The organism is Acetomicrobium sp. UBA5826 (assembly GCF_002433005.1).
In the GTDB taxonomy this organism is placed as follows: Bacteria; Synergistota; Synergistia; order Synergistales; family Acetomicrobiaceae; genus Acetomicrobium.
This window is the reverse complement of record NZ_DJHF01000007.1, coordinates 18958-37108: the sequence shown is the minus strand read 5'-3', so window position 1 is coordinate 37108 and position 18151 is coordinate 18958. Positions and strand designations below refer to the sequence as shown.

The 18151-nt window shown below is 47.8% G+C and carries 19 protein-coding genes and 1 pseudogene; 13 read left to right on the top strand and 7 right to left on the bottom strand.

Annotated elements, in window-relative coordinates; genetic code table 11:
- Positions 1-39: 39 nt before the first annotated feature.
- Positions 40-1737: an FAD-dependent oxidoreductase gene (locus B3N34_RS01310; RefSeq protein WP_286974178.1), complete on the bottom strand. Its 1698-nt coding sequence runs from the start codon at positions 1735-1737 to the stop codon at positions 40-42.
- 56 nt (positions 1738-1793) lie between these two features.
- Complete coding sequence (locus B3N34_RS01305) at positions 1794-3056, bottom strand: YeeE/YedE family protein (protein WP_286974175.1); 1263 nt, start codon at positions 3054-3056, stop codon at positions 1794-1796.
- 270 nt (positions 3057-3326) lie between these two features.
- Here B3N34_RS01305 and B3N34_RS01300 point away from each other — a divergent pair, with 270 nt between their 5' ends.
- Genes B3N34_RS01300 through B3N34_RS01285 form a run of 4 tightly spaced genes read left to right on the top strand, consistent with a single transcriptional unit; the run spans position 3327 to position 6243 of the window.
- A complete protein-coding gene (locus tag B3N34_RS01300; RefSeq protein ID WP_286974171.1) occupies positions 3327-3602 on the top strand; it encodes a lipoate protein ligase C-terminal domain-containing protein in 276 nt (91 codons plus the stop codon).
- A gap of 3 nt (positions 3603-3605) precedes the next feature.
- Positions 3606-4364, top strand: coding sequence for a lipoate--protein ligase family protein (locus B3N34_RS01295; RefSeq protein WP_286974168.1), 759 nt, complete (start codon positions 3606-3608; stop codon positions 4362-4364).
- A gap of 13 nt (positions 4365-4377) precedes the next feature.
- Entirely contained in the window at positions 4378-5259 is an 882-nt protein-coding gene (locus B3N34_RS01290; protein WP_286974166.1) for a radical SAM protein, read from the top strand.
- Positions 5260-5262: 3 nt separating this feature from the next.
- Complete coding sequence (locus tag B3N34_RS01285; RefSeq protein ID WP_286974164.1) at positions 5263-6243, top strand: radical SAM protein; 981 nt, start codon at positions 5263-5265, stop codon at positions 6241-6243.
- On the opposite strand, the gene B3N34_RS01280 is transcribed toward B3N34_RS01285, so the two are convergent.
- Positions 6230-7126, bottom strand: coding sequence for a peptidase M23 (locus B3N34_RS01280; protein WP_286974162.1), 897 nt, complete (start codon positions 7124-7126; stop codon positions 6230-6232). The genes B3N34_RS01285 and B3N34_RS01280 overlap by 14 nt on opposite strands.
- A gap of 375 nt (positions 7127-7501) precedes the next feature.
- On the opposite strand from B3N34_RS01280, the gene uxuA reads away from it, so the two are divergent.
- From uxuA to B3N34_RS01245, 7 genes are all read left to right on the top strand, one after another.
- Complete coding sequence (uxuA, locus tag B3N34_RS01275; protein ID WP_286974266.1) at positions 7502-8590, top strand: mannonate dehydratase; 1089 nt, start codon at positions 7502-7504, stop codon at positions 8588-8590.
- Between the two features lie 72 nt (positions 8591-8662).
- On the top strand, positions 8663-8989 hold the full coding sequence (locus tag B3N34_RS01270; RefSeq protein WP_286974159.1) for a cupin domain-containing protein: 327 nt from the start codon (positions 8663-8665) through the stop codon (positions 8987-8989).
- Between the two features lie 198 nt (positions 8990-9187).
- Positions 9188-9850, top strand: coding sequence for a flavodoxin family protein (locus B3N34_RS01265; protein ID WP_286974156.1), 663 nt, complete (start codon positions 9188-9190; stop codon positions 9848-9850).
- A 52-nt stretch (positions 9851-9902) separates the two neighbouring features.
- Entirely contained in the window at positions 9903-10058 is a 156-nt protein-coding gene (locus tag B3N34_RS01260) for a type II toxin-antitoxin system HicB family antitoxin (RefSeq protein WP_286974264.1), read from the top strand.
- 17 nt (positions 10059-10075) lie between these two features.
- On the top strand, positions 10076-11089 hold the full coding sequence (locus B3N34_RS01255; protein WP_286974155.1) for a M20/M25/M40 family metallo-hydrolase: 1014 nt from the start codon (positions 10076-10078) through the stop codon (positions 11087-11089).
- Between the two features lie 8 nt (positions 11090-11097).
- Positions 11098-12126 (top strand): M42 family metallopeptidase, encoded by a 1029-nt coding sequence (locus B3N34_RS01250; RefSeq protein ID WP_286974153.1) that lies wholly within the window; start codon positions 11098-11100, stop codon positions 12124-12126.
- Complete coding sequence (locus B3N34_RS01245; protein ID WP_286974151.1) at positions 12123-13127, top strand: M42 family metallopeptidase; 1005 nt, start codon at positions 12123-12125, stop codon at positions 13125-13127. The genes B3N34_RS01250 and B3N34_RS01245 overlap by 4 nt, the downstream gene beginning before the upstream one ends.
- 47 nt (positions 13128-13174) lie before the next feature.
- Here the strand turns inward: B3N34_RS01245 and B3N34_RS01240 are convergent, their stop codons facing one another.
- The 4 genes and pseudogenes from B3N34_RS01240 to B3N34_RS01225 all read right to left on the bottom strand — a co-directional run bounded on the left by B3N34_RS01240 (position 13175) and on the right by B3N34_RS01225 (position 15804).
- Positions 13175-14188, bottom strand: coding sequence for an ABC transporter substrate-binding protein (locus tag B3N34_RS01240; protein WP_286974149.1), 1014 nt, complete (start codon positions 14186-14188; stop codon positions 13175-13177).
- A 210-nt stretch (positions 14189-14398) separates the two neighbouring features.
- Positions 14399-14617 (bottom strand): choline/carnitine O-acyltransferase, encoded by a 219-nt coding sequence (locus tag B3N34_RS01235; RefSeq protein ID WP_286974148.1) that lies wholly within the window; start codon positions 14615-14617, stop codon positions 14399-14401.
- Between the two features lie 90 nt (positions 14618-14707).
- Positions 14708-14995: pseudogene (locus B3N34_RS01230) on the bottom strand (glycine betaine ABC transporter substrate-binding protein); the annotation flags it as partial.
- A gap of 173 nt (positions 14996-15168) precedes the next feature.
- On the bottom strand, positions 15169-15804 hold the full coding sequence (locus B3N34_RS01225) for a hypothetical protein (protein ID WP_286974147.1): 636 nt from the start codon (positions 15802-15804) through the stop codon (positions 15169-15171).
- A gap of 166 nt (positions 15805-15970) precedes the next feature.
- Between B3N34_RS01225 and B3N34_RS01220 the strand changes: the two genes are divergently transcribed.
- Positions 15971-16864 (top strand): DMT family transporter, encoded by an 894-nt coding sequence (locus B3N34_RS01220; protein ID WP_286974144.1) that lies wholly within the window; start codon positions 15971-15973, stop codon positions 16862-16864.
- 251 nt (positions 16865-17115) lie between these two features.
- On the top strand, positions 17116-18150 hold the full coding sequence (locus tag B3N34_RS01215; protein WP_422652825.1) for an ABC transporter substrate-binding protein: 1035 nt from the start codon (positions 17116-17118) through the stop codon (positions 18148-18150).
- Position 18151 lies beyond the last annotated feature (1 nt).

Genomic DNA, 18151 nt, shown 5'->3' with positions numbered 1-18151 from the left:
GGAGAGCGTTTGCCCTCCCCTTTATGATTTATATGCAGTCTAATTAAAGTTGTATTCTGTAACGATCCTCTTTCTTCCCGTCACTTGATCTTGATAGTACTCGTAGCAACAGATGCCGAGGAATGAACCGGAGATATTATAGACGTTTGTATATCCCATACCCTGCAGGGCCATCACGGCGTAATAACTTCTCTGGCCAGAACGGCAGTGCAAATAAACGGGCCTATCTTTTGGTATTTCGTTTACCCTTGATCTCAGCTCGCTTAAAGGAATGTTGACGGCATTTATGAGGTGGCCCTTGTTGTATTCGTCATTCTCGCGGACGTCGACGATAAAGGCATTGTTTTCCACCAATTCCCTTACCTTCGTGACGGGGACTTGCTTGTACCTGCCGTTTAAGAGGTTTAAGCCGACCAGTGCGGCGTGATTGACCACGTCTTTTGGAGTGCTGAAGGGAGGAGCGTAGGACAGTTCTAACTCCTTTAGGTCCTCCAAGGTGCCGTTCATCAATATCAACGTAGCTATGACATCTATCCTCTTATCCACGTTTCCCTTACCTATGGCCTGGGCGCCCAGTATTCTTCCCGTTGGGTACTCGTATATTAACTTAAAATGCATTATATTGCAGTCAGGCATAAGGCTTACCTTATCAAAGGGGATTATGTAAACGAAATCATAGGAAATCCCGGCGGCCTTCGCCCGCTTTTCGTTCAATCCCGTCGATGCGGCGTTCAGATCGAAAAGCTTGACGATAGAGGTACATATATGTCCGTTATTTCTGTGGGGGATGCCGTAAATGTGATCGGCTGCAGCCCTCGCCTGCCTTTGTGCCGGTCCGGCCAGAGCGCATTTGAAGTACTTGTGTTCTAAGCGGGAGTATACTTCAATGGCGTCGCCTATGGCGTATATATCTTTATCGCTTGTCAAATAGTTATGGTCGACCTTGATCGCGCCTGTAGTGCCAATTTCAAGCCCTGCGTCCTTGGCGAGAGCTATATCGGGTGCTACGCCGACGGCCATGACCACGGCCTTGGCGTTGACTTTTCTCCCGGATTTCAGAACTAGGTGATCGTTGTCTATCTTCACTACGGCATCGTTTAAGATGAGGTTGACGCCTTTGTCGTATATTTCTTTATGAAGTATCTGAGCCATGTCGTTATCAAAAGGTGCCATTACTTGTTCGGTGGCTTCTATTATGGAGACTTTTTTGCCTGCTCCATGCAAGTTGTCCGCTATTTCCAGCCCTATATAACCACCGCCCACTACGGCGACGTCTTCGATGTTATTCTTTTTGAGATACGTATAGAGCCGATCGATATCTACCACGTTCCTAGCGGTAAATACGTGTTCTTTATCAACTTCCTCAATGCTTTTCGGCAAGATGGGATATGCTCCGGGAGAGAGGATCAATTTATCGTAACTTTCTTCGTATTCTCTGCCGCTGGCGTGATCCTTTACCAAGATCTTTTTCTCGTTTCTTTTGATTTTTATCACTTCACTGTTAACCCTTGCTTCGATGTTATATTGCTTTAAAAACTTTTCCGGAGACATTAAAATGAGATCTTCGGTTTTTTTAACGGTATCGCTGAGGCGATAGGGCAGACTACAATTTGAGAATGAAACATGTGGTCCCTTCTCAAAAATAACGATCCTGGCAGACTCGTCTAATCTCCTGATTCTTGCCGCAGCGGAAGCCCCGCCGGCCACTCCGCCGATTATTAAAATCTTTTTTTCCATTAATAGTTACCTCCCGGTAGTTTAAAATATTTTAAAATCCCGCTCGTAGGCGTCAGTTACACCGATATCTTGCTCCTGATCTTACAGCTGAGGATGCCTCCTATTACCATGAAAACCAGAAATATCCATCCCGATAGCGAAAGATTGGCAATAGGGCTATACAACGCCCCGACGTTACATCCGTTAGCAAGGCGAGTGCCAAATCCCATGCAAATACCGCCTAGCGCAAATACTGCAGCCTCTTTCTTTTTCATGCGCAATCCTGACTTAAACGCTTGCGCGAACTGCCCCGCTGTTAGCAAATATATCAAGGCGCCTACGATAATCCCGAAGTTCTGTACCGAAGCGCCGTGCTTAAAGAAGGGCAAAGTGAAGGTATCGGCGGACATATGGGTGAAATTGGCGATAGACTCGGGCGACATGCCAAATAACATGAACAATTTACCTACCCATATTCCGTAAGGAGTAGATGCACCCCAACCGGCCTTGGTCACGCCCATCAGGAGCATAAAAAGCAGGGCCAGCACGATAGCGCCTTCCCTTAACGTCCAGGGTTTTACGAAGAGATGCTCGTATGTCTGGGCGCTAAAAAGCTTGAAAGTCTTTACGTCCATTGGTTTAAGTTGGTCCTGCATGATTTCAAGAGGAACGCCTGTGTATGTATTGGTTTCAATCCTTTGCTTTTCGTACAAATAACAAAGATATACCACAATCCCGCTGAAAAGGGCCATTAGCAGAATAGCTCCTAAATAACCCCCGAAACCGTCACCCTTGAAAAGATCGGGTAGAAAAACTCCTCCCGCAAGCTTACTGCCAACCTCCGTCGAAAACCAGGAATCATTGACCCAGCTAGCGGTTCTTTGTATGGGAAAACCGAGGAAAACACCTACACCGAAGAAGAAGAGCGTAATGATGGCCTTTGGAAGAGCAGTGGGAAATATTGTAAGTACTCCCGTTGCACAGCATTCGGAAAAGGACATTCCAAATCCGAAGAGAAAGGCGCCAATGATTAACCCCATATTTATAGGATTAATCCAAAGATTGTAGGAAGCAGGATCCGATCCGAACAAAAAGGCTGCCGTCAACAAGCCCGTAATAAAAAACATGAACGTCATCGTTCTCATCAGCTTGGTAGACCCGGTTTTATACGCCCTGTATACGCTGCCGGCAAAGCCTGTATACGCCCTCGATAATGTGTATCCCAACCCCGTCCCTATCAACAGTCTGAAATAAAGGTCATTACTGCTTAAAAACATCTTGCCTCCGACCACAATGCATAAGGCTGCCAAAAATCCGACGACATACTCAAGCTTCTTCATACAAAGTTCCCCTCCCTAAACGTCATGATGCTTAACCAATGTCCTAAAGGTTTTGCTGGTTCGGCAATATAAGAATGCGTTCATTACCCCAAGCCTTTCGAAGCAAACTTTGTTAAATCCGCCACAACTTAATGTGAATTATATAGCCTATAGGGTATATTTGTCAACCCTACCCGGTATTGTATCTGACCCCAGGATATCTGTTTCAAGACGAATGTTATAATAAACATCGTCTATGGCAATTAAAAATATTTATGAGAGGGTGCGCAGATGCCCTATGCGGAGTTCAAGGCACCGAAGGGGATAATAAAAGTCTTTGTAAAGCTGGCAGAAGGCGTCATATCTCAAATTCAAATAAGCGGTGATTTCTTCATGTATCCTGAAGAAGCGCTCGACGACCTTGAGCAGCTGCTGGTCGGCACTAATGCCGAAAGGGCGGAGTTATCCAAGCTGATTGAGCAGTTTTACGAACAAAGGCAGATCCAAACACCAATGCTTACGCCCGACTGCTTTGTCGAGGCCATAATGAGGGCCGTTAGGAGGTAAATCATGGAGGGCTGGAGGGTTATTCCTTTAAGGGTAGACGATCCCTTCTACAGCATGGCCATTGACGAGGCCATTTTAAAACTTAACTCAGAGGGGAGGTCTCCTAATACATTGCGATTTTGGAGGTGGCAGCCCTCGACCGTTTCGCTCGGGTATTTTCAAAGCCTGGAGCGCGAGGTCGACCTGCTGGCCGCAGCCAAATACGGCGTAGCCGTGGTGAGGCGTTTAAGCGGCGGGGGTGCCGTCTTTCACGATCACGACGGCGAGCTTACCTACAGCGTCGTCTGCAGGCAAGAGGATTTGCCTCGCGACATCATGGAATCCTTCAGGGTGATCTGTGGTGGCTTGATCAAGGGGTTTGAACGCTTGGGCCTTGAAGCTCGCTTTGCCCCGTTAAATGACGTCGAGGTGGGCGGCAAAAAGATCTCAGGCAGCGCACAGACAAGAAAGTGGGGAAGCGTCCTGCAGCACGGCACGATACTTGTTGACCCTGACATCCGATTGATGTTCGAGTTGTTAAAGGTAAGCCCGGAGAAGATCTCGGACAAGTTCATCGCATCCGTTTATGAGCGGGTAACATCTCTCGCGCGAGAGCTAAAAAAGCGCCCGAGCTTTGAGGAGGTAAGAGATGCGATGTGTGCGGGCTTTGCCGATTCCTTGAGTGCGTCTTTCGAGGAAGGCGACTTGACGTCTGAGGAAATAAACTTAGCAGAAGAGTTAAAGGCAAAATACGCCTCAAAAGAATGGCTCATGAAGCGGTAAAGGTGCAGGCGAAATGAAAGAATACGAAACCACAGCAGACAATAAAAATGATTTTTACGCCTTCTACCCAAAACCCTTATTTCCCTCCCTTTCGATAACGGGAAAAGCTTGCGCCATGCACTGCAAACACTGCGATCGTCACTATCTCGAACATATGATCCCCTGTAGCGATCCCGCAACCTTTTACCGAAAGTGCCACGAATTCGACAATAAAGGATACAAGGGAGTGCTTGTAAGCGGCGGTTACAACGAAAAGGGGTGGGTGCCTTTGGAGGGCTTCGTCGATACATTGGCACGCATCAAGGGCGATACAAAGCTGGCGATAAACGTCCACTGCGGGCTCGTTCCCGAAGGTCTTGCCCGAAGCCTTGGCCGAGCCGGCGTCGACGTCGTTTCCTTTGACCTGATAGGCGATGACGAAACGATAAGGGAAGTCATAGGTCTTGACAAATCTGTCGATGACTACGTTAGCACCTTGGATTATTTGCTTGAAAATGTCTCCTGCGTGGTGCCCCATATAACGATTGGCCTCCACGGGGGGCGCCTCAAAGGTGAAAAAAGGGCCGTTGAAATAGCGTGCTCAAGAAAAGTAAGCACCCTTGTTTTTTTGGTGTTGATACCCACAGGCGGTACGGCCTTCGAGGCAGTAAACCCTCCGTCTGCCGATGAAGTCGAAGACATAATATCCTATGCCCGTAGCAAAATGGAAGAGACAATCATTTTTCTCGGCTGCATGAGGCCCCGACAAACAGAATACGAGCTTCGGGCCCTCAAGGCGGGCGTAAACGGGATCGTGGTGCCGAAAAAAGAAACCTTGGAAGCGGCTCGAAATATGGGTTTAAAACTTCAAAAAATAGACCTCTGCTGTGCCGTCCCAATGGAGATAGGAGGGTAAAAGTTGGTCAAATATGTAAGGGTTGCGCTGGGCACCGCTGCTGTTTTAGGCTTTTGCAAGGTTAAAATTGAAGTTGCCCCCACCACGGCCCATCTGCTGGTTTACAGCGAAAGCAAGTGTCTTGCCAACTGCATGTTTTGCCCTCAAGCAAGAGAAAGCCTCGCCGACGGCGAGATGCTTTCCAGAGTGGAGTGGCCAAGGTTTTCGCTGGACGACGTCATCGAAGCGCTGCAGAAATCAACCCATGCTTTCAAAAGGGTATGCCTTCAGTCCGTAAATTACCCCGGCGTCGCAGATGACCTTATCGAAATAGTTTCGACGATAAAGAAAGCCTGCGATCTTCCCCTTTCCGTCGCGTGCCATCCGATCTCGCCAAAGGACGTAAAAAGGCTGACAGATGCAGGAGCAGAGCGCATAGGGATCGCCTTAGACGCCGCTACCCCCGAACTTTTCGAGAAAATAAAGGGCAAAGGAGCAAAATCTCCCTACCGGTGGGAGACTCATTTAAAGGCCCTTGAAGAGGCGAAAAAGCTCATCGGCAGGGCGACAACCCACCTCGTCGTCGGCTTGGGAGAAAGCGAAGAAGAGATGATAAAGACAATCCAGATGCTTTACGACCGCGGTATAACGGTAGGGCTTTTTGCCTTTACTCCCGTCAAGGGAACCCCACTTGAAAAATGGCCTAAGCCTAAAGTTTCTAGCTACAGAAAAATCCAGATGGCACGCCACCTCATAGCAAGCGGCACTACAAGAGCAGATGACATGAAATTTCAAGGCGGACGCTTAAATGATTTTGGCGTTGACGGCGCTACGCTTGAGCTTGCCGCGGACAGCGGCATTCCCTTCATGACGTCAGGATGTCCTAATTGCAACAGGCCCTTTTATAACGAATCGCCCTTGGGCCCGATGTACAACTTCCCGCGAAAGCCCACAAAAGAGGAGATAGAATGGATCAAGAAAGAGCTTGACCTTACTGGCAGATGATGACTGAGGCTTTATCCTTCAAGCTCATCCTTTTTCCGTCTTGAGGGATCAACTTCCACATAAAATCACCGGACAAGCCCATATAGCACGAAATGCCCTTCATGCTGATGTTGTCGAGCTTTACTGAAAAAGGTTCCACTTCAAACCTGGCAAAACCGTCGGAGTAAATTTTTGTTACGTGCCCTATCCTTACGTCTTCGATGTAAACGGGATCGCCGATCTCTGCCCTTCCGCGTGCCAGCACGCCTCCAAAGCCGTAATGCGGCAGACCCCCGTCTAAAATCCCAATTCCCTTGCCAACTGTAACGGGCAGGCCGGAAAACATACCCATCCTGGCAGTAGGGCCTTTAAGGAGCGTGTAATTCGGCCTTTGGACGATGACTTCGCCCTGAAAGCTTGAGGTAGGAGGCACGCCGTAAAACTTTTCCCATTTCAAGGAAGCGTAAATGGGCATGCCTCCCTGTGCCCTGATCAGGTTGTCGCGCGGCCTGATTTCGACGTGCATATGACGATCGGTCCAGGAGTCGAAGTGGCCGTTTTTTACCATCTCCCCCAGAATCTGGCCAACCTTTACGCAGTCACCCACCTTGACGATTGGTTTTACATGGAGGATGCGAACGAGATACTCCGAGGTCACCGGCGTTTGGATGGCGATCAGGTATTCTTTCGTGGGCATTTGAAATTGCTTCGTCCTTGGAGCCGTAAATTCGTAAACATACGTAACCTTTCCCTCTACAGGAGAGGGTGCGTCATGAGAGAAAGGGTAAATGTCGACAGCTTTGTGTTCGAAGTGCGCGGGGTAGGGGCTGTTGAAAAAAGTCACTCTGTTTGACAGTTGCGCGTATATCTTTATCCCGCAGAAACTCGCGATCTCAACAGTCAAAAAATATCTCCCCTCATTAAAATCATTGAAAAATCCGCAGCACAGATCGATTAAACAACACAAACAACAGCAATTATACAACCCCCCTATCTGTCGTCCCCATATTATCTCTCGTAGTGCAAATATAGCAATTTATCGTAGCTATATAAATAGGGTGTTAAAATATATCTGGTTTGTATTGACAACTTACATACAAATATTTTAGTATGCGTGCAGCTTAAGTGGAGCTTAAATTTAGCAAAGGAAGGCATTCGTTGATTTACGCTTCATGAATCACACCGACAAACCGCAACTTGTGATTTTTCATGTAGTATGATAGATAAGATCGCACTGGCCATCTAAGTACGTAAACATGGAGGTAGATATGTCGTGAAGATGAGTTTTCGTTGGTTTGGAAAGGGATATGACCATATAACGCTTGAACAGATCAGGCAGATTCCCGGGATGGAGGTAGTTGTAACTAGCTTGCTTGACATACCAGTTGGTGAGGTGTGGCCATTAGAACGTCTAAAGGCCCTAAAGGAAGAAGTCGAAAGCTACGGCCTAAAGCTTGAAGTGATAGAGAGCGTAAACGTGCATGAGGATATCAAGCTGGGGCTCGAAACGCGGGACAGGTACATAGAAAATTACATAAAGACCATGAAAAACCTCTCCCAAATAGGCGTGAAGGTGATCTGCTACAACTTCATGCCCGCCTTCGACTGGCTTAGGACGGAGTTGGAATACCAATTAGAAGATGGCTCCAGGACCATGGCATATAGGCACGATTTCGTCTCCAAGATAGATCCTGAAAACTTCGCCGAACAGTTTATGGAACAATCGAAGGATTCAGAACTTCCCGGTTGGGAGCCCGAAAGGCTTAAGGAAATCTCAAGGACTATAGAAAGATACAAAGAGATGACGGAGGACAAGTACTGGAAAAACATCAAATATTTCCTCGATAGCATCATACCTTCCGCAGAGGAGTGCGACATAAAGATGGCCATACACCCCGACGATCCGCCCTGGCCGGTGTTTGGCTTGCCAAGGGTCATAACGGGAAGGGAGAATATACGCAAATTTCTGGACCTTAACAAAAGCAGGTACAACGGCATAACCGTTTGCACCGGTTCTCTTGGCGCTAACAGGCAAAACGACATCCCTGCCATCATTAGGGAGTTTGGCAAGGAAGGCAGGATCCATTTTGCGCACATCAGAAACCTCAAGTTCACCTCCGACAGGGATTTCTATGAAAGCGCACACCTCTCCAAATGCGGATCCCTTGACATGTTTGAGATCGTAAAGGCCTTTTACGATGTGGGGTTTGACGGATACATGAGGCCGGATCACGGTAGGATGATATGGAAAGAAACAGGCCGCCCCGGTTACGGGTTATACGATAGGGCATTAGGTGCAGTTTACCTGCAGGGTCTGTGGGAAGCGATAGATAAGATGACAAATAAACATAGAAACCCGGCTTTTTAGTATAGTTTTAAAATATATTTTGGCCTAAATCTTGAATTTTCGCCCGATTTTAGAAATGGAGAGCTTCCTTTAATGAAAAAGAATGCGAATCTTTACGATCCATCAGTGGCGTCGCTTAGCGAAGAGGTCACTGAAACCCTTTACGCCGACGAATGGGTGCGCATAGAGCGCATCATTTCGACAGGTCAAGCATCTCCCGAGGGGTTTTGGTACGACCAAAAAGAGAATGAGTGGGTGTGCGTCCTTGAAGGACAGGGAGTCATTCAGTGGGAGGACGGCAGCACAAAAGTGCTTGATAGGGGAGAATGGGTTTTAATCCCTGCTCACGTCAAACACCGCGTACTTTCGACAAGCACCGCCCCGCCCTGCCTGTGGCTTGCCTTTTTCTGGAGACGCTAGTCTCTATCTAAAATCATGTTCACTTACAAATACCCTCAGCCCCATCAACAGTAAATTCGCTTGGTTAACAATTTATCATACAACTGCTAAAGCTATCCCCTTCGTGCCTTGAGGCATATAATTAAGGCACAAGTTCGAGTCGAAGCTTGATTTACCTGACTGATCTTAAATTTAAATAGCATACGGGGAGGCTAAACCATGAAGATGCTCTGCATATCAGGAAGTCCAAGAGGGAAGCAAAGCAATACCTTTAAGCTTATGGAAGAAACTTTAAATGCGATAAAGTTGCATTTTACGGATGCCGAAGCGGAATACATCAATCTTTCCGATAAAGATATCCGATACTGTATAGGTTGCGGTTTATGTCATAGAAATCTTCTTCAGTGTCCCATAAAAGATGATGTCAGCGATATCCTCCAAAAGATGCTGGAGGCGGACGTCATAATGTTCGCCTCGCCTGTTTATATAAACCATATCTCGGCTCAGCTTAAAGCGCTTTTGGATCGCTCAAGCCCATTTATTCACTGCCAGATGCTTTTGGGCAAATACGGCGCAGCCTTTGCCACGTCGGGTGGCGGGCCTCACGTGATGGTTTTGGATTACCTTGAAGATTACATGATAAGCTGCGGCGTCCAATATGTTGGCGGAGCTTCGGGGCCAATGTCAGAATTTGATGCCCTAAAGGAAAGGGCTAGATCGCTTGGTACTCAAATTGTTGAAGCTGTCAGGGAGGGCAAAAAATTTCCGGATCAGTTGGCAATGATGGAAGTCAGGCGAAGGTTCTTTAAAGATGCAATCTCTTTGAGAAAAGAGCAGTGGGCGGGGGAGTACGGATATTGGAGGGAGAAAGGCTGGCTGTAAACGTTGCTGACAAAAAATGATTATATATTGGAGCAGATAAGATAATTGTTTTATAGTTGAAGTGCCGGAATTGCCGGGTTGCATGGCCGATGACGAAACATATGATGAGGCTGTAAAAGCTTTTGCTGTGATCAAGGAATGGATAGAAACTGCAAAGCAACTTGGCAGGGAGATTCCTGAACCTAAACCCAAGCTGCTTTATGCATAGTTACGACCAAAGGAGTGATGTCATTGGATACGGTTTCTTTGCTTAAATGTCTTTCAAGCGCTGACAGTCCCTCGGGCTATGAGAATGAAGTCCTAAAGGTCATCGAAGAAAACATCAAACCCTACGTCGATTCCGTAAGAAAACACAAGATGAACGCGCTTATAGCCGTAAAAAATGGGCAAAATGTCAAAAAACTTGGGATATTTGCCCATGCTGACGAGATAGGGTTTGTCGTCGCAAAGCTTGAAGAAAGAGGTTTTTTGAGGGTCGAGCCAATCGGCGGCATAGATCCGAAGGTGGTCATCTCCCAAAGGATAAAGATATTCACCAAGCAGGGTGTCGCCACAGGAGTTGTAGGCTTTCTTCCTCCTCACCTCCAAAAAGACGATCAAAAAGATAAGGTCCCCGATTACAACGACATTTACGTCGACGTTTCCTGCAGCCCTTTAAGCGAAGCCGTAAGTGTAGGAGACATTTGCGTCATCGAAGGAAGGTGTGCCTCTTTAGGCGATAAATTTTCCGGTAAGGCATTGGACAACAGAGCAAGCTGTGCTGCCCTAATCATGGCCGCCAGCAAGCTTGAGATTATAAAAAACAGGGCTGACGTTTATTTCATCTTTTCAAGCCAGGAGGAGATCGCAGGCCCGGGGGCGGTCTCCGTTGCGTACGAGCTTGGGTTGGACGAGGCCATAGTGGTAGACGTAACCCATGGCAACGAACACGTCCCGCAGATGCCCCAAATTAAGATCTCGGAAGGCCCCGTATTGGCAGTCGGGCCCGTCATAAACAGGGAGTTTTACAAGGTCTTATGTGACGTGGCAAAACGTCACGGCGTAAGGACGCAGATCGAGCCGACCCCCGGGAGGTCTCATACCGACACGGACGAGGTGCAGCTTACGAGGTCGGGTATAAAGACGGCGCTGATCTCCATACCGCTCATGTACATGCACACGCCCGTAGAATTGGTCGATCCCCGCGACGTGGAGGAGACCGCACGCCTACTGGCTTTAACAAGCACCGTAAACCTGTGATGAAAGGGGTGAAGGCGTTGTACTTAAAGGAATTATCCGAACTTGACGGCGTCTCTGGAGATGAGGGACGCGTCAGGAAGTTTATAGAAGAAAAGATCAAAGACAAGGTAGACAGCTTAAAAGTCGACGTCCTGGGCAACTTGATCGCCTTCAAAAAGGGGACCAGGTCGAACAGAAAGTTCGTCCTGACTGCCCACATGGATGAGGTCGGCTTCATGGTGACAAACGTAGAGGATGACGGAACGCTATCCTTTGCTCCCGTAGGGGGCGTCGATCCCAGGGTTGTCGTTGGAAAACCTGTCAGGATCAATGGAGAGCTGCCCGGAGTTATCGGTTACAAGGCTATACACCTTCAAAAGAAAGACGAGCTGCTGGCCTCGCCCAAATTCGAAAACCTTCGCGTCCATATAGGTGCAAGGTCAAAGGAAGAAGCCTCACGTAAAGTGGAATTAGGAGACTACATCTCATTTGCGACGGATTTCAGGAGTGAAAATTCACGCGCAACCGGAAAGGCCTTCGACGACAGGGCAGGTTGCGCCGTCTTGATGGAGGTAATAGAACAGGAACAACGTTACGAGGACGACCTGTACTTTGCCTTCCTGGTCCAGGAAGAGCCAGGCCTGCGGGGAAGCGCGGTATTATTTGAACAGCTTCAACCCAATATAGCCTTGGTGATCGAGGGGACCACGGCAGGAGACGATCCCGGCCTTCCGGAACATCAATGGGCAACTCACCTGGGAGACGGCCCCGCCGTTACCTTCATGCACAGGGGCTACGTGGTAAATAAAAAGATCTACGAATCCATACTGCAGGTCGCCCAAAAATACGACATCAAGCATCAATATAAAAGGAGGACCGCGGGCGGAACGGACGCTGCGCGCTTGGCAAAAACCGGCGGGGGAGTGCCGGCTGGGGTAATCTCCGTTCCGGCCCGATACATCCATAGCCCCTTGTCCATGATCGACCTGGGAGATTTTGAAAACACGGTCAAACTGGTAAGCAATATCTTAGAAGAAGGAGAGGGTTTTGCAAGATGATAGATCTAATCAAAGAACTGACAGAAAGTTACGGCCCAAGCGGCAGGGAAGAGGAGGTCCAAAAAATCGTCCTTAAATACCTTGAAGGCCACATAGACGGACACAAGTTCGACCCCGTGGGCAATTTGCTCGTCTGGAAAAGGGGAAGAGACGACAAAGAGATGCTTTTAGACGCCCATATAGACGAAATCGGGCTTGTGGTAACGAATATAGACGATAAGGGGTTCCTCAGGGTGGAGCCCGTTGGCGGAGTTTCTCCCTATCACTACGTAGGCCAAAGAGTAAAGTTCCCCAAAGCCACGGGAGTGGTTTACTACGAAGGCGAGACGCCCGAGGAGCAAAAGAAAAATTTATCGAACCTCGCCTTTGACAACCTCTTCGTGGACATCGGCGCCGGCGACCGCAGTGAAGCCGAAAGCTTGGTCTCCATCGGCACCTTTGGCGTCTACGATTCCTATTTTTACAAAAACGGCAATTACCTCACATCGAAATCCATGGACGACAGGGTGGGCTGTGCCGTCTTGGTCGAAGTCTTCAGGAATTTAAAGGATCCGCGCCATACGGTCATAGGGTCTTTTTCCGTCCAGGAAGAAATTGGGCTCGTCGGAGCCTTTGTATCGGCATACAGCTTTTCACCTCAAATTTGCATAGCCGTTGATGTCACCGATTCGGCCGACCATCCGAAGGGACTGAAAAGGCACGCCATGGCGTTGGGCAAAGGCCCTGCCATAAAGATCAAGGACAAGATGTCCATAAGCCACAGGAAGGTCGTCGAACTGCTGGAGCAGGCAGCACAAAAGGCGAATGTGCCTTACCAAAAGGAAGTTTTGACCTTTGGCGGCACTAACGCTGCCGCACTTCAAAGAACGAAGGAAGGCATCCCTTCCGCAACGCTTTCAATACCTACCAGATACGTCCACTCTCCGAGCGAGACGGTGAGCCTAAGCGACGTAGAAGGAGCGGTAAAATTGCTGGTAAGCCTTGTAGATTTAAATATCTAACGTTAAAAACGCCCCCGATAGGCAAAGTCCCATCGGGGGCAGCTTTTTTATATTTTTATTTTTTCCAGAGCCTTTAATACTTTTTCTTTGACTTTGTCGTCGGGTATCCATTTCGTCCATAGGTCTTTGTATTCCTTGAGAAACCATACTGCGGTTGTTTCGACGTTGGCATTATTCTGCTGCATATACGCCAAAGCTGCGTTGTTTTGCTCCAGAGTGGTCTCGTAATTTGCCAAAAAGCTCAGTATCTCCGTGTTATTCTTGAGAAAATCGGCGTTGATGCCTATGTGGACACGGGCGGCCGGAAATTCGCAGGCATAGCCCGCCTCATCGTTCCACTTTTTTGGATCGTAGGGGGGTTCCTCAAGACGAGTCATATTTAACATTCCCATAATCCATTCGGGTTCCCAGTAGTAGGCGAGAACAGGTTGACCTTTGTTGTACGCCGTTACTATTGCCGTAGCCAGGGAAGTTTGCGAACCCGGACTAAAGGGCTCGAAGGTATCGGTAAGTCCGTAAGCTTCCAGTTTCTTTAAGTTAATATCATAAACCACCCATCCCGGGATTGCGTTGTAGAAGCGTCCCTTATTCGGTTTTTCCCGGTCTTTGAAAAGTTCCCAATATTTGGGAAGGTCATAGACCGACCTCAAATCCGGAGCCATAGGTTCGATGCCCCTCTCTTCGTCGCCTTCGATGACGAAGGTGGGCACGTACCAACCCTGAGGCGAGTCAGGAAAAACAGGACCAAGGTCGATGACTTTTTTATCCTTCCCTACAGCTTCATTGTACCAATCTAAGACGTTATCGATCCACATCTCCATGGCCACGTCGATATCCCCACGTGCCAGCCCTGTCAGTCCTGGCACGGATTCCGCGAAAATGTAGTTAGGCTTATAGCCGTATCCGTGTTCCAGGACGAAACCCGCTATTCTGTTGTGCATCTGTACGCTGCTCCAGCTGAAATCTACAAAGGTAATTGTTTTATCCTTTGCCGGCGCTGACCCTGTAATACAAAAAACCGCAATTGAAACAGCGCAAAAAAGAGCGAAAAGTTTTCTCATTTACGCATTCCTCCTTTTTATATTATTTTATTTACTATTTAATGCCTCGGGGCGGCAAGAAAATATAGGCAAATCGGTCGGCGATGTCGTAACGGGCATAGCCAAATGGGCGCTACGAAAATTTTATGAGCTTTAGGGAATAGAAAGGATAAAAATACAGAAGCAAGCACTGCAATATGTTTTTATATTACAAGAATTTTTACGTGCTTGTCAAAGAAACTTACGTTCCGTCGACAGGCCGGCACAGCGGTGCATATCCTTCAATGCCTTCGGAAGTTTTTCGATGAAACGCCTTCTAGAATCATCAAAATCATCGAGGCAAAGCACAAAAAGGCTTTTTTCTATTGCTTCGATAGCTCTTGCGACCTCTTTGCATTGTATAAGTTTATCGCGGATCTCGGCCCACTTCGATCGGGGTTTCTTTCGCAAATAGGGAGGTAAGCACTGATAGAGGCTCTCTTGTAGGTCGAAGGGAATGTCTGTTGGAAAGGTACCAATTTTCCCAGTAGGGCATCCACTTTAAAACGTCCCTTTGCTCGGGATAAATTCTGTCAAGTTCGCCCTGAAGGAGATGCCCCTGTAGGGCAGTTCTTCGAGCCTCGTCATGTCGTACATTTCAAGAAGGAAAGTAGGTTTCCAGTAGTAAGCCAAAACAGGATTTCCTCGTTCATAAGCTCCGGCAATAGCCGAAGCCAGGGCTGCCGCAGAGCCGGGGTAGAAGTTTCGATAGGTTTTATCCAGTCCGTAGGCTTTGAGGCGTTTCTCATTTATGACGCTTATTATCCAACCCGAAGGGCCGTTGTTGAAGCGTCCCTTTGTATGGGTGGATCATTGGCCCCTACGACACAAGGGAGGTAGTTTTAAAAAATCCTCCGTAAAGATGGCCTGACAGCTTATGCAATAATTAGTTGCCAGGCCATCTTACTTCAATTTTTTATAACGTCGCATTATAAATGTTCAGATTGCAGCAGTTGGTAAGATCATTTCCTTATCGTGTTCTTCAGCAAGCGCCCGTCTTCAAAAGCTATAAAAATCTCAAATTTCTCCGGTGCGACGCCTAAATTTCCGTTATCAGCCAGCCAGAGGTGCAGTTCCGTGTCTCCTTCGACCTCCATATTGAAAGACCCGTCCGTATTAGACAGTATTCCCCCAGACGCAGCGCGGGTGACTACTATATTCCATACGCCGTTTCCCGGAATAGTATCCCATGTTCCGCTTTTGCCGTCTTTTGCCTTAACGGTAATGCTTTTTATGGTTCCTTTAGTATTAATGAGCTTGAGTAGCACGTGAGCGTCGGGGTTCGCGTCCGCCGAGGCAAGAAGAGAGGAAACCTCTGCCTTCTTCAGGTAGTTCATAGGCCCCTTGCCGCGATAAGTAGCGCGAATTTTGTCAGAAACTTGAGCTGTGCCCGAAGGCATCCTGGCCTTTGAAACCTCTTTTCCTTCTTCGGCACGCACTACATCTTTTTCCAAGATGCTTCCGTCGCTCATTACCACGAGGACTTTGTATTTAACGTCGCCTTCCGTAATAGTTCCATTATCCGTCAGCCATAGATCAAATTCCTTATGGCCGTGGCCGAACTCGTGAGCAAGGGGTTGGGATTTCCCACCATCCATAGCGACAGGGCAGGATATGAAATGTTACTGCAGATGGGGTACGATCCTAGATGTGAGGGATTGAAGCAATTGTGGTTGTGTCGTTCCTCAATCATGTTATTGCTATAATATTCTATATAATCTATCAGGTAAGTCTCATAAACCAATATAATGAGGTTTACTGTCCATGAAAGACGTGTCAGGACATTATAAAGGCTACAAAGGTGCCGCCTTTGTCTTGTTATCCGCCTTCTTGTTCGGGCTTATCCCTATACTTGCCCTCTTTGCCTATAAAAGTCGCGTCAGCGTTATGTCCCTTCACTTTGTACGATTCACGATCGCATCTGCTGCACTTTGCTTCTTGCTTTATATGCAAAGAGGGAAAGCAGCTCTGCAGGTGGACAAAAGAAATTTACTTAAGTTGTTTGTTCTTGGTGGCGTCATGTTTACCCTAACGAGCTTTGGCTACTTCTCAAGCATTGAATATATACCGGCCTCGGTGGCAGCCCTCATCTTTTATTCATATCCCGCTTTGGTGTCCGTCGGATCGTTTTTTGTCAACAAGGAACGTCTTTCGAGGCCTATTATCCTATCAATAATAATGTCTTTCCTTGGTCTTGTTTTTCTTTCCGGAAAGACTGCCATTTCCGTCAGCATAAAGGGCGTTTTGCTCGCCGGCTTGGCAGCTTTATCATATACATCCTATATCCTTTACGGGAACTTCATAATCAGAGATATACCGTACCAGGTGACTGTGGCTTATGTCTGCCTGTTTTCTGCTGTGTCGTTCCTCATCCTCGGAATAGGCACACATAACTTGGCCCTTCCGGTTGCTTGCTCTGCATGGATGTTGCTCTGCATGATAGCCTTCATCTCCCTTTTTGGCTTTCTATCCTTTTTCCTCGGGGTTATGCTGACATCCCCGTCGATAGCTGCCATCTTAAGCATGGCAGAACCTCTCGTGACCGTCATCCTCTCGCTTTTAATCTTTAAAGAAAGCTTAAGTGTGGCCCAATGTTTCGGAGGGCTTCTCGTGCTTATCGGGTCATTTCTGGCCCTAAAATCCTCGGCCTCGCGGTAAATTATCCTATTAAAAGCTTGAAAGCTATACGAATGCTAAAATCTGGGTCTTATATAGATTCTGAAAAAATCTTTTATTTCATGGCACCCCTAGAAGATAAACAGTTACATTCTTGTTGCCAAATAAAAACAGTGCCGTAACATGCGCATCTTATACTTGTTTCGGCAACACAAATTTGGTTTCAGGGGAGGTAAGGATCGGTGAAAAAAGCAGTTAAGGCAAGAAGGATTTTACTAAGTATGGTTGTTTGTATGATATTTGCCATTCTTGTTATGCCTGCCACACCTTCAAATGCTCAGCAGCTTAGCCTGAAGGAAATAGAGGAGCGCGCAAGGCAGGAGGGCATGATCGTAAGCGTTGGTATGCCCGATGCTTGGGCTAACTGGAAGGATACGTGGCGCGATCTGGAGGTCAAATACGGCCTGAAGCATATCGACACCGATATGTCGAGCGCGGAGGAAATAGCCAAGTTCGAGGCGGAAAAGAATAACCCTACAGCTGACATAGGAGACGTGGGCATGGCCTTTGGGCCTGTTGCAGTTGAACGGAAAGTTACACAGCCCTTTAAGACGTCCTACTGGGACGAAATACCAGATTGGGCCAAAGACAAAGAAGGACACTGGATAGTGGGATATCTCGGCACTATGGCCGTCATCACGGACAAGTCCCAGGTTAAAAATCCGCCCAGGTCTTTCGAGGACATTAAAAATGGGGATTACAAAGTCGCCATCGGGGATGTGACTAAGGCTGCCCAGGCTCAGATGGCGGTGCTTGCCACAGCGATTGCCCTTGGCGGAGACGAGAGCAACATTAAGCCTGCAATAGACTTTTTTTCGGCGCTTGCCAAACAGGGAAGGTTATTGCTGACCGATGTATTGCCGGCCAATTTCGAAAAGGGAGAGATACCCGTGGGATTTCTGTGGGATTTCAACGCCTTGGGTTATCGGGACCAAATAGACCCCGATCGCTTTGAGGTCAGCATCCCCAAAGAAGGAAGCGTAGTGAGCGGTTACGCCACTATAATCAACAAATACGCCCCCCATCCTCATGCAGCCATGCTCACCAGGGAGTACATCTTGAGCGATGCCGGGCAGATCAACCTTGCAAAGGGTTATGCACGTCCGATAAGAAGCAGCGTAAAGCTTCCCGAGGAAGTGGCGAAAAAGATGATTCCTATGGAACAATACGCAAATGCAAGGCCGATTAAGGACTTCAAAGCTTGGGAAAACACGGCGAAGATGCTGCCTCAAATCTGGCAGGAACAAGTGTTGGTGTATCTTAGATAGC